The sequence below is a fragment of the Cellulomonas avistercoris genome, from assembly GCF_014836445.1.
Lineage (GTDB): Bacteria > Actinomycetota > Actinomycetes > Actinomycetales > Cellulomonadaceae > Cellulomonas > Cellulomonas avistercoris.
Genome location: NZ_JACSQV010000002.1, coordinates 185,563 through 196,788, shown reverse-complemented (window position 1 = coordinate 196,788; position 11,226 = coordinate 185,563). Strand labels below are relative to the sequence as shown.

The following is an 11,226-nucleotide window of genomic DNA, read 5'->3' as shown; positions in this document are numbered from 1 at the left end:
GGGGGGGGGCCCGGCCGGGGCGATGCCTGCGGCTCAGGTCCCGCGGGTGCCCAGCGCGTCGATCGCGAGGAGCACGCACGCCGCGCTCCAGCCCAGCGGTGCCACCGCGGCCGGCGCGCCGTCCGCCAGCAGCTTCTCCGGGATCGCGCCGGACGACGTGCGGTTCCGGTCGACCACGCCCAGCCAGTGCTCGGCGCGGTCCACCTGCCCCTGCTCCGCGGCCACCCAGGCGTACAGCGTCGTCTGCGGCGTCCACGACACGCCGTCGCGCCGCCAGCCGCCCCCGGGGGCCAGGCCGTCGGCCGGTCGCAGCATCGACGGCACGGACGCCTGCCACGCGGCGTGCGCGCCGGGCGGCGGCGAGGTCCAGAACGGGGCCAGGACGAAGGCGCTCGCGGCGTCGGGCACCGTCCGGGTCGCGTAACGGCCGTACCCCTGCGGCGCGAACGCGTCGACGACGGCCCGGCGCGCCGCACCGGCCCCCGCGGCCGCCGCGGCCGCCGGACCGGGACGCCCGGCGGTCTCCAGCACGACCGCGGCCTGCTCCAGGCCCGCGACGAGCGGTGCGGCGGTCCCCAGGGTCACCTCGCGCTCGGCGACCTCCCAGTAGTCGGGCGACGCCGGCGGCAGCCCTCCCGACACCAGGGCCAGGGCGCGCACGGCCGACCGCTCGACGAGCGGCGCGAGCCGTTGCGCGACGGCCGCGCGGTCGCCGTCGTCGACCTCGGCCAGGACGAGGCCCGCCGCCCACATCGCCCAGCCCGTGCCGTCCGTCTGCACACCGCGGTCGTCCGGCGGGCCCGACCCGTCCGTGAGGTAGCGCGCCTGGAACGACCCGTCGGGGGCCTGGACGAGGGCGAGGAAGTCGAGCACCGCGAGGGCGTCCTCGACGTGACCGGTGCGGGCCAGCGCCACGGCGACGAACGCCGAGTCGCGGGGCCACACGTAGCGCCACATCGACGACCAGCCGGCGACGACGACCCCGTCCGCGACGGTCAGCGAGTGCAGGTCGAGCAGGGCGGCGCGCGCGAGGGCCTCGTGCGGCCCGCCTGCGCCCGGGACCTGCCCGGCGGCGAGCCACTCCTCCTGCTCGGCGGCCGCGGCGGCCGCCGCGCGGGGGCCCACGACGACCGTCGTGGTGGGCGTCGCTCCGACCGCGGAGGCCAGCACGGCAGCCGCCGGGTCCGCGACGCGCGTGCCCGGCAGGTAGACGGCGAGGGCGTCGGACGGGACGCCGGCGCGGACCCCGTCCGGCAGCACCGACACGGCCTGCTGGTACAGGGGGATGTGCGCGTGGGCGGCGGTGTCGACGGCGCCCACGCCCGTGCCGACCCGTCCGGCCGCCCCGGCACCGGCGGCCACGGCCGCCGGCGTCTCCTCGGCCGTCGCGCCGAGGGGCGCGGCGGTGCCCGCGGCGGCGAGCAGCGCGGCGGCTCCCAGCACGACGACCGCGCGGGCGCGGGTGCGCCGGGCGCGGCTCACGACGACGGCGTCGGACACACGGAGCACCTTAGGGCTTCGCGCACGGCGGACGTCAGGACACGTCCGCTGCTTGCACTCGAGGGGGTCGAGTGCTAACCATTGACTTAGCACTCTCCGGTGGAGAGTGACAGAACACCCGGCCGTCAGGTGAGGGTCGTCGCGAGCGGGACGTGAGCGCGCGCGGCGGTCCGTCCGTCGCGGGCACCGACCGGCCACCCACGAACTGGAAGAAGGATCACAGCCCCATGGCCAAGATCATCGCCTTCGACGAGGAGGCCCGACGGAGCATGGAGCGTGGGCTCAACGTCCTCGCCGACACCGTCAAGGTCACCCTCGGCCCGAAGGGCCGCAACGTCGTGCTCGACAAGAAGTGGGGCGCGCCGACGATCACCAACGACGGCGTCTCCATCGCCAAGGAGATCGACCTCGAGGAGCCCTTCGAGCGCATCGGCGCCGAGCTCGTCAAGGAGGTCGCCAAGAAGACGGACGACGTCGCCGGTGACGGCACGACGACCGCCACGGTCCTGGCCCAGGCGCTCGTGCGCGAGGGTCTGCGCAACGTCGCCGCCGGCGCCAACCCGATCGCCCTGAAGAAGGGCATCGAGAAGGCCGTCGAGGCTGTCACGACGCAGCTCCTGGCCCAGGCCAAGGAGATCGAGACCAAGGAGGAGATCGCCGCCACGGCCGCCATCTCCGCCGGTGACCCCGCGATCGGCGAGCTCATCGCCGAGGCCCTCGACAAGGTGGGCAAGGAGGGCGTCATCACCGTCGAGGAGTCGAGCGCCCTGGGCCTCGAGCTCGAGCTCACCGAGGGCATGCGCTTCGACAAGGGCTTCCTGTCGGCGTACTTCGTGACGGACCCCGAGCGTCAGGAGGCCGTCCTGGAGGACGCGTACGTCCTGCTCGTCGAGTCCAAGGTCTCGAACGTCAAGGACCTGCTGCCGCTGCTGGAGAAGGTCATCCAGGCCGGCAAGCCGCTGCTCATCGTGGCCGAGGACGTCGAGTCCGAGGCGCTGGCGACGCTCGTCGTCAACCGCATCCGCGGCATCTTCAAGTCCATCGCCGTCAAGGCGCCGGGCTTCGGCGACCGCCGCAAGGCGATGCTGCAGGACATGGCCGTCCTCACCGGTGGCCAGGTCGTCTCCGAGACCGTCGGTCTGAAGCTGGACCAGGTCGGCCTCGAGGTCCTCGGCACGGCGCGCAAGGTCGTCGTCACCAAGGACGAGACCACCATCGTCGAGGGTGGCGGCGAGGCCGGGCAGATCGCCGGTCGCGTCAACCAGATCCGCGCCGAGATCGAGAACTCGGACTCGGACTACGACCGCGAGAAGCTCCAGGAGCGCCTCGCGAAGCTCGCCGGCGGCGTCGCCGTCATCAAGGCGGGCGCGGCCACCGAGGTCGAGCTCAAGGAGCGCAAGCACCGCATCGAGGACGCCGTGCGCAACGCCAAGGCGGCCGTCGAGGAGGGCATCGTCGCCGGTGGCGGCGTGGCGCTCATCCAGGCCGGCAAGGTCGCGTTCGAGAAGCTCGAGCTCGAGGGTGACGAGGCGACCGGTGCCAACATCGTGAAGTACGCGATCGAGGCCCCGCTCAAGCAGATCGCCATCAACGCCGGCCTCGAGGGCGGCGTCGTGGCGGAGAAGGTCCGCAACCTCCCGGCCGGGCACGGCCTCAACGCCGCGACCGGCGTGTACGAGGACCTGCTGGCCGCGGGCGTCAACGACCCGGTCAAGGTCACGCGCTCGGCGCTGCAGAACGCCGCGTCCATCGCGGCGCTGTTCCTCACCACGGAGGCCGTCGTGGCCGACAAGCCGGAGAAGTCGGCCCCGGCCGGCGGCGGCGGTGGCGAGGACTTCGGCGGCGGTTTCTGACCCGCTGAGCACCACCTGAACGGTCCGACGGCCGGTCGCCCCCAGGGGCGGCCGGCCCTCGGCGTGCCCGCAGGTGCGGGGGTGCCGCACGTGCCGGGACGGTTCAGCGCGGGGCGTCCGGCGAGGGCGGCGCCGCGGGGGGCGCCCACGGCGAGGGTGCGTCGCCGGACGGCGCGCCGGGGCCGTCGGGCGCCGTGCCGTAGCCCGGGTCGCCGTACGTGGGGGCGGACGGGGCGCCGTAGGCGGGGGCGGACGGGGCGCCGTACGCCGGTGCACCGTAGGCGGGCGCGCCGTAGCCGGCACCGCCGTAGGTGCCGATGGGGTAGCCCGCGGGGCCGTCCACGTACGGCGCCACGCCGAGTGCCGCGAGCCGCGACTCGGCCTCGCGCAGCCGACGCTCGACCGGCCACTCGGTGAACGCGAACATGATGACGAACACGAGGTTGGCGAGCGGCACGAGCATGAGGAGCCCGTGCCACAGGGTCCACCCGGCCTTGCGTGCGACGCGCATGTAGAGGTAGACGCCGAAGGCGATCACGGCGACGTACAGGACGACCATCACGGCGACGGCGATGATGCCGCCGACGCCTGGTCCGGCGTCGTAGCCGGACGTGGAGCTGCTGATCACGGTGCGTGTTCCTCGCTTCGCTGGGGCGGCTGGCGCGCCAGGCTACCGCCGGCGAGGTCCGTCAGCGGGGCGTCTGGCGGTACGACGCGAGGAAGTTGCCCATGCGCTCGACGGCTTCGCCGAGCACGCGCGCCTCGGGGAGCGTGACGATCCGCAGGTGGTCGGGCGTCGGCCAGTTGAAGCCGGTGCCCTGCACGAGCAGGATCTGCTCGCTGACGAGCAGGTCGTACACGAGCTGCGCGTCGTCGACGATGCCGAAGTGCTCGGGGTCGAGCCGCGGGAACAGGTACAGCGCGCCGTCGGGCTTGACGCACGAGACGCCGGGGATCGAGTTGAGGCCCTCCCAGGCGACCTGCCGCTGCTCGTGCAGTCGTCCGCCGGGGGCGACGAGGCCGTTGATCGACTGCACGCCGCCGAGCGCCGCCTGGATCGCGTGCTGCGCGGGGACGTTCGGGCACAGCCGGGTCGACGCGAGCAGCGTCATGCCCTCGAGGAAGCCCTTGGCGTGCCCCTGCGGGCCGGTCACGACGACCCACCCGGACCGGTAGCCGGCGACGCGGTACGTCTTGGACAGGCCGTTGAACGTCAGGCACAGCAGGTCCGGCGCGACGCTCGCGAGCGGGATGTGCTGCGCGCCGTCGTAGAGGATGCGGTCGTAGATCTCGTCGGCCAGGAGCAGCAGGCTGTGCTCGCGCGCGATGTCCGCGATCTGCTCGAGCACCTCGCGGCGGTACACCGCGCCCGTCGGGTTGTTGGGGTTGATGACGACGATCGCCTTGGTACGCGGCGTGATCTGCTCGCGGATGTGCTCGATGTCCGGCTCCCAGCCGCTCGCCTCGTCGCACCGGTAGTGCACGGGCTTGCCGTCGGACAGGCTCGTCATCGCCGTCCACAGCGGGTAGTCGGGGGACGGGATGAGCACCTCGTCGCCCTCGTCGAGCAGCGCCTGCAGCGTCATCGTGATGAGCTCGGAGACGCCGTTGCCCAGGTAGACGTCGTCGACGTCGAACGTCGGGAAGCCCTCGACGGTCTCGTACCGGGTGACGATGGCGCGGCGCGCGGACAGGATGCCGCGCGACTCGGTGTACCCGTGCGCGTGCGGGACCGCGGCGATGACGTCGGCCACGATCTGGTGCGGCGCGTCGAACCCGAACGCCGCCGGGTTGCCGGTGTTGAGCTTGAGGACCCGCCGGCCCTCGGCCTCCATGCGTGCGGCCTCGTCCAGTGCCTTGCCCCGGATCTCGTACAGGACGTGCTTGAGCTTGGCGGACTGGTCGAGGGGGCGCAGCAGCATGTCCCGCAGGGTATCCCCGTGGCCTGGGCGGGCGCTGCGGCCACCTGGCGGGAGGTGGCCTGGTCCTGGTCCCTCCCGACCCGCGCGGGGGCTAGGGCGCGGAGCTCGCCAGGGCGTGGGCCGACGCGACGGACGCCGGCACGAGCCTGCCGAGGTCCCCGTCGTGGACGCGTGCCGCCGGGCCGCGCAGCATCGTGCCCTCGTGCTCGAGCTGCATCGCCTCGGGGTGGTCGAGGCGGGCCCCCAGGACGAGCAGGGTGTCCAGGCGCCGCTCGGCCGGCGCCCCGGCCAGGAGCGGTGCCGGTTCGGCGACGAACGTCTCGGCGAGCAGCGGCCGGTCGTCCAGGCGTGCGCGGACCGTCGAGCGGATGCGCCCGCCCGCCGCACCCGCGCGGCCCAGCACCAGCGTCTCGCGCAGCACGGCGCGCGCACCGGGGGCGAGGTCGACGTGCGTCAGCCGCAGCACGTCCGCACCGTCGGCGACGACGATCGGCAGGCTCGGCCACACCAGCACAGCGTCACGCCCGAGCCGCACGTCGAGCAGCCACTGCGTGCGCGTGCGCCGCACGTCGTGCGTCCCGGAGCCGGTGACCTCGACGATCTCCAGCCCACGGCCCGCCGGCACCTCGACCTCGATGCGTCCGTTGCGGCCCGCGCAACCTGCGGAGACGAGAGCGACGCGCACCCGGCCGCGCTCGTCGGGCAGGCGGCAGGCCTCGAGGGCCTCGCCCTCGACCTCCAGGTCGCCGTCGACGGTCACCGCGACGCGCGTGGTCGTCGTGCCTGTCGTGTGCTGCTCTGTCGTCGCCTGCAGGACGTCCACCCCCGTGTGCGTGTGCCGGCCGACCTCCACGTGGGTGGGCACAGGTACGGCGCCATCCTCACCGAGGAGCGGCGACGGCGCCATCCGAGCGTGCCGCCGCGCCCTCGGCCGGGCGGGCGGTGGCTGCCGCCGCGCGGCGCGCGTGCGCCACCGCCGCGGCCAGGTCGCCCGTGTGGGCGTCCGAGCCGAACGTGCGGACCAGCGTGCCGGGCCCGTCGAGCTGCAGGACGTCGCCACCGGCCGGCGGGTCGGCGTCGTACCGGGCACCCAGGAGCGTGACGGTGTCGAGGCAGCGGGCGCCGCCCAGCAGGGCGGGGTCGGCGCGCGCGGCCGGGTCGACCGCGAGCGTCTCGACGAGGAGTGGCCGCCCGGCCAGCTGCGCGCGCGTCGTCGTGGTCAGGTGCCCGCCGGTCTCACCCGTGCGGCCCAGCACGAACGTCTCGCGGAGCACCGCGCGCGCCCCCTCGTCGAGCGTGAGCGAGGTCGTGCGCCGCACGTCGGCCCCGGTGGCGACGACGAACGGCAGCGCGTCCCAGACCAGCAGCGCACCGGCGCCGAGGTGCACGTCGAGCGTCCACGTCGCCGCGCCGCCCTGCATGTCGTAGGCCACGGTCCCGCCGACCTCGACGACCTCGAGCGCCAGGCCCTCGTCGACCTCGACCGTGATCCGCACGTCGTCGCCCGCGAGCAGCAGGGCCTGCGTCGCGACGAGCGCGACCCGGACCGTCCCGTCCTCGTCCGGCAGTCTCCGGCCCGACAGCAGACCACCGACGAGGTCCACACGCGGGCGGCCGGCGGCTGTGCGCGCGACCGACACGCGCGTCGCGTCCGCCGGTGTGCTCCTGGTCGTGCCCGCGGTCGTCCCCCCGGACGGGCCTCCGGACGTGCCTCCGGTCGCGCTCACACCGCGGGGCGCTCGTGCGCGAGCGCGTGGGGGTGGCGCTCGTGCGGGTGCGCGTGCGTGCCGGACACGCGCTCGTGCGGGTGCTCCGGGTCGTCGTCCACCACCGGCTCGTGGCTGTGGACGGTGACGTGGCCGTCCTCGTCGGCGTGGCTGTGGGGCGCCATGGGGCCCGGGTCGACGGGGGTGTGGCCCCCCGCACGGACGAGCGTCGTCATGCGTCGCACCCAGTCGGTGAGCGCGTCGACCGACGCCCGGTCGTGCCGCGACAGCCCGATCACGGGCCCACCGTCGCGCGCGTCCGACGCGTCGGCCAGCATGCGCCGGACGTCGACGTCCACGTAGGGCGCGAGGTCCGTCTTGTTGACGACCAGCAGGTCGGCGCGTGCGATGCCCGGGCCGCCCTTGCGCGCGACGTCGCCGCCGCCCGCGACGTCGAGGACGAAGATCTGCGCGTCGACCAGCGCGGGGGAGAACGTGGCGGTGAGGTTGTCCCCGCCGGACTCGACGAGCACGAGGTCGAGCGGGCCGTGGTCGCGCTCGAGGTCCTCGACCGCGATGAGGTTGGGGGTGACGTCGTCGCGGATCGCGGTGTGCGGGCACGCCCCGGTCTCGACGGCACGGATGCGGTCGATCTCCAGCACGCCCGCCGCCCGCAGGATCTGCGCGTCCTCGTCGGTGTAGATGTCGTTGGTGACGACGCCCATCTCGATCTCGTCGGCGAGCTCGCGGCACAGCAGCGCGATGAGTGACGTCTTGCCCGTGCCGACGGGGCCCGCGACACCGAGCCGGAAGGCCCGTGCGGGGACGGTGGTCTCAGCCATGGAACAGCCTCCGGGTGGTGCGGGCGTGGGTCTGCGCCCACGCGTCGGTCATCGGTGCCCCGGCCGACGGGATGTCGTCCGGGTCGGTCAGGTGGGCGACGTCGGCCGCCATGGCCGCCACGGCCGGGTGCAGGTCGAGCACCCAGCGCGTCGTCGTCGCGGGGTCCAGGGGCGTGAGCTTGAGCGCGGCGGACGCGATGGTCTGCACGTCGTCGTAGCCGACGAGCAGCGCGACCTGGAGCGCGTCGAGCCCCGTGACCGCGCCGATCGCACCCGCGACGAGCGGCCGTGGCGGCGCCGAGCCGGCCGGGAACGCGCCGTCGAGGTCGTCGGGCCACAGGGCCAGCGCGAGCCGCAGGTAGCCGCGGCCCAGGCGCCGGGCGGCGTCGCGGACCGCGGGGCTGGGCGTGCGGGCCGCCCACGCGTGCTCGACGGGCGCGAGGTCGCGCCGGTCCAGCCACAGGTGGCGCGCGACGACGGCCGCACCGGCCTCGGTCGCCGTCACCGTCCGCAGCCGCGTCGCCGCGAGCGCCGGCACCCGCGCGACGTCCTCGCCCCCCCGCCCACCCCCACCCCTCGGAGCGGTCGAGGCACCCGTCGCGGGTGGAGTTCGGGTCGCCGGGTGTCCCGTACCCCGCCCGCCGGTGAGCGGGGGGGCAGGGGTGAGGAGGCCGGCCTGGACCGCCGGCTCCAGGCCGGCCGAGTGGGCGTGCGCCCCCGTGGGCAGGCGTGCGTCGGCGAGCATGGCGAGCACGAGCAGCGCGCTCGCCCCGTCGCTCCGGCGCCCGCCGACGACGTCCGTCATCTCCACCTCCGTCACGTGATCGGCCGTGAGAGCGAGGGATCCGGGCCTCGGATGCCCGCGGATCCCGCTCTCGCGGGGGCTAGAACAGCGAGTACAGCTGCGCGAGCGGCAGGACGTCGGCCGGTGCGGGCTCGACCACGTCGCCGTCGATGCGGATGGTGAACGTCTCCGGGTCGACCTCGATGCGCGGCAGGACGTCGTTGTTGACCATCTGCGCCTTGCCGACGTCGCGCGTGGGCCGCACGGCCTCGAGGCGGCGCCGCAGACCGAGACGGTCGGCCAGGCCGTCGTCGAGCGCGGCCGGCGCGACGAACGACACGGACACATCGGCGCCCGTCGCGTCCGCGAAGGACGGCCGCATGAGGACCGGCTGCGGCGTCGGGATCGAGGCGTTCGGGTCGCCCAGCGCGGCCCACGCGATCGCACCGCCCTTGACGACGACGTCCGGCCGGACGCCGAAGAACCGCGCGTCCCACAGCACGAGGTCCGCGAGCTTGCCCACCTCGACCGAGCCGACGACGTGGTCGATGCCGTGCGCGACGGCCGGGTTGATCGTGTACTTCGCGACGTACCGCCGGGCGCGCTCGTTGTCGGCGGGCTGCCCCGACGACAGCGGGCCACGCCGGTGCTTCATGACGTGCGCGACCTGCCACGTGCGCGTGATGACCTCGCCGATGCGGCCCATCGCCTGCGCGTCGGACGACGTGATGGACAGCGCCCCCATGTCGTGCAGGACGTCCTCGGCGGCGATCGTCGTGGCGCGGATGCGGGACTCGGCGAACGCGAGGTCCTCCGGGACGGCCGGGTTGAGGTGGTGGCAGACCATGAGCATGTCGAGGTGCTCGGCCACGGTGTTGACGGTGTGGGGGAGCGTCGGGTTGGTCGAGCCGGGGATGACGTGCGGCAGCGACGCGACCGTGAGGATGTCGGGCGCGTGGCCGCCACCGGCGCCCTCGGCGTGGAACGCGTGGATCGAGCGGCCCGCGATGGCGCCGACCGTCGACTCGACGAACCCCGCCTCGTTGAGCGAGTCGGAGTGCAGCGCGACCTGCAGGCCCCAGTCGTCGGCGGCACGCAGCGCGGCGTCGATCGCGGCGGGTGTGGAGCCCCAGTCCTCGTGCACCTTGTACCCGCCGGCGCCCGCCAGGGCCTGCTCGGCCAGCCCCTCGGCGCTGACGGTGTTGCCCTTGCCGAGCAGCAGCAGGTTGACCGGTGCGGTGTCGAGGGCGCGGTGCAGCGCACGCAGGTGCCACGCGCCGGGCGTCACGGTGGTCGCCTTGGACCCCTCCGACGGCCCGGTCCCGCCGCCCGCGAGCGTCGTCAGGCCCGTCGCGAGCGCCTCGTGGACCTGCGAGGGGGACAGGAAGTGCACGTGCACGTCGATGCCGCCCGCGGTGAGGATGCGTCCCTCGCCGCTGATGACGTCGGTCGACGGCCCGATGCGCAGGTCCGGGTGCACGCCGTCCGCCACGTCGGGGTTGCCGGCGCGGCCCAGGGCCACGATGCGCCCGTCGCGGATGCCGACGTCGGCCTTGACGACACCCCACCAGTCGAGGACCAGCGCGTTGGTGATCACCGTGTCGGGGGCGCCCTCGGCGCGGGTCGTCGACCCCTGCGCCATCGACTCGCGGATCGACTTGCCGCCGCCGAACACGGCCTCCTCGCCGCCGACCGTGAGGTCGCGCTCGACCTCGATCCACAGGTCGGTGTCACCGAGGCGCACCTGGTCGCCCGTCGTCGGGCCGTAGAGCGCGGCGTACCGCGCGCGGGAGATCTCGACCACTAGAGCGCACCCCCGTCGGACTTGCCGCGCTGGAGGCCGGGCACGCGGCGTGCGCCCCGGATCGCGACGGCGTCGACCGAGCGCGACGCCCCGGGCTCGAAGCGCTGCGACGTGCCGGACGGGACGTCGAGCCGGTACCCGTGGGCCGCGGCGCGGTCGAACGCGAGCGCCGCGTTGGCGTCGGGCAGGTGGAGGTGGGACCCGATCTGCACGGGGCGGTCCCCGGTGTTCTCGACGACGAGCGTGAGGCGCTCGTCGGCGGTGCGGTCGCCGTTGAGCACGACGGTGCCCTCGCGCGTACGCACCGCGCCGGGGCCGTCGGCGGACGTGCCTGCCATGGGTCTTCCTCCGGGGGTCGGTCGGGTGAGGCAGAGGGATCCGGGCGACGCGTGCCCGGATCCCGCGATCTCGTGGGTCAGGCGATGGGGTCGTGCAGCGTGACGAGCTTGCGGCCGTCCGGGAACGTCGCCTCGACCTGCACGTCGTGCAGCATCTCGGCGACGCCCTCCATCACCTGGTCGCGGCGCAGCACCGAGCGGCCGTCGGTCATGAGCTGCGCGACACCCACGCCGTCGCGCGCACGCTCGAGCACCCAGGTGCTCAGCAGCGCGACGGCCTCGGGGTGGTTGAGCCGCACGCCACGGGCCAGCCGGTCGCGCGCGACCATGCCGGCGACGGCCAGCAGGAGCTTCTCGGTGTCGGCGGGTGTGAGCCTCATGACGGGCACCCTAGGTCCCCGCGCGACGCGGTATCCGCAGAGGTATACCGCCGAAACGGAATGTTTACACCGGGTGCCGGGGGCACACCGCGTCGAG

The 11,226-nt window shown here is 74.7% G+C and carries 11 protein-coding genes; 1 reads left to right on the top strand and 10 read right to left on the bottom strand.

Translation table 11 applies throughout. The features are described from left to right. Nucleotides 1–33 precede the first annotated feature (33 nt). Entirely contained in the window at nucleotides 34–1,500 is a 1,467-nt protein-coding gene (locus H9657_RS03195) for a glycoside hydrolase family 15 (RefSeq protein WP_318241247.1), read from the bottom strand. A 227-nt stretch (nucleotides 1,501–1,727) separates the two neighbouring features. Here H9657_RS03195 and groL point away from each other — a divergent pair, with 227 nt between their 5' ends. Further along, nucleotides 1,728–3,353: a chaperonin GroEL gene (gene groL, locus H9657_RS03190; RefSeq protein WP_191780271.1), complete on the top strand. Its 1,626-nt coding sequence runs from the start codon at nucleotides 1,728–1,730 to the stop codon at nucleotides 3,351–3,353. Nucleotides 3,354–3,456: 103 nt separating this feature from the next. On the opposite strand, the gene H9657_RS03185 is transcribed toward groL, so the two are convergent. The 9 genes from H9657_RS03185 to H9657_RS03145 all read right to left on the bottom strand — a co-directional run bounded on the left by H9657_RS03185 (nucleotide 3,457) and on the right by H9657_RS03145 (nucleotide 11,129). Continuing rightward, the gene (locus tag H9657_RS03185) at nucleotides 3,457–3,981 is read right to left on the bottom strand and encodes a hypothetical protein (RefSeq protein WP_191780269.1); all 525 of its coding nucleotides are present in this window, start codon (nucleotides 3,979–3,981) and stop codon (nucleotides 3,457–3,459) included. 61 nt (nucleotides 3,982–4,042) lie between these two features. Next, nucleotides 4,043–5,275, bottom strand: a complete 1,233-nt coding sequence (locus H9657_RS03180) for a pyridoxal phosphate-dependent aminotransferase (protein WP_191780267.1) — start codon at nucleotides 5,273–5,275, stop codon at nucleotides 4,043–4,045. Between the two features lie 91 nt (nucleotides 5,276–5,366). Continuing rightward, nucleotides 5,367–6,140, bottom strand: a complete 774-nt coding sequence (locus H9657_RS03175; protein WP_191780264.1) for an urease accessory protein UreD — start codon at nucleotides 6,138–6,140, stop codon at nucleotides 5,367–5,369. A 16-nt stretch (nucleotides 6,141–6,156) separates the two neighbouring features. Continuing rightward, nucleotides 6,157–7,002, bottom strand: coding sequence for an urease accessory protein UreD (locus H9657_RS03170; RefSeq protein WP_318241246.1), 846 nt, complete (start codon nucleotides 7,000–7,002; stop codon nucleotides 6,157–6,159). Then, complete coding sequence (gene ureG, locus H9657_RS03165; RefSeq protein WP_191780263.1) at nucleotides 6,999–7,823, bottom strand: urease accessory protein UreG; 825 nt, start codon at nucleotides 7,821–7,823, stop codon at nucleotides 6,999–7,001. The genes H9657_RS03170 and ureG overlap by 4 nt, the downstream gene beginning before the upstream one ends. Next, nucleotides 7,816–8,628, bottom strand: coding sequence for an urease accessory protein UreF (locus H9657_RS03160; RefSeq protein ID WP_191780262.1), 813 nt, complete (start codon nucleotides 8,626–8,628; stop codon nucleotides 7,816–7,818). Before H9657_RS03160 ends, ureG begins: the two co-directional genes overlap by 8 nt. Before the next feature lie 79 nt (nucleotides 8,629–8,707). Continuing rightward, nucleotides 8,708–10,411, bottom strand: coding sequence for an urease subunit alpha (locus H9657_RS03155; protein ID WP_191780261.1), 1,704 nt, complete (start codon nucleotides 10,409–10,411; stop codon nucleotides 8,708–8,710). Continuing rightward, nucleotides 10,411–10,749, bottom strand: coding sequence for an urease subunit beta (gene ureB, locus H9657_RS03150; RefSeq protein ID WP_191780260.1), 339 nt, complete (start codon nucleotides 10,747–10,749; stop codon nucleotides 10,411–10,413). The genes H9657_RS03155 and ureB overlap by 1 nt, the downstream gene beginning before the upstream one ends. 77 nt (nucleotides 10,750–10,826) lie before the next feature. Continuing rightward, nucleotides 10,827–11,129: an urease subunit gamma gene (locus H9657_RS03145; protein ID WP_191780258.1), complete on the bottom strand. Its 303-nt coding sequence runs from the start codon at nucleotides 11,127–11,129 to the stop codon at nucleotides 10,827–10,829. Nucleotides 11,130–11,226: the final 97 nt, after the last annotated feature.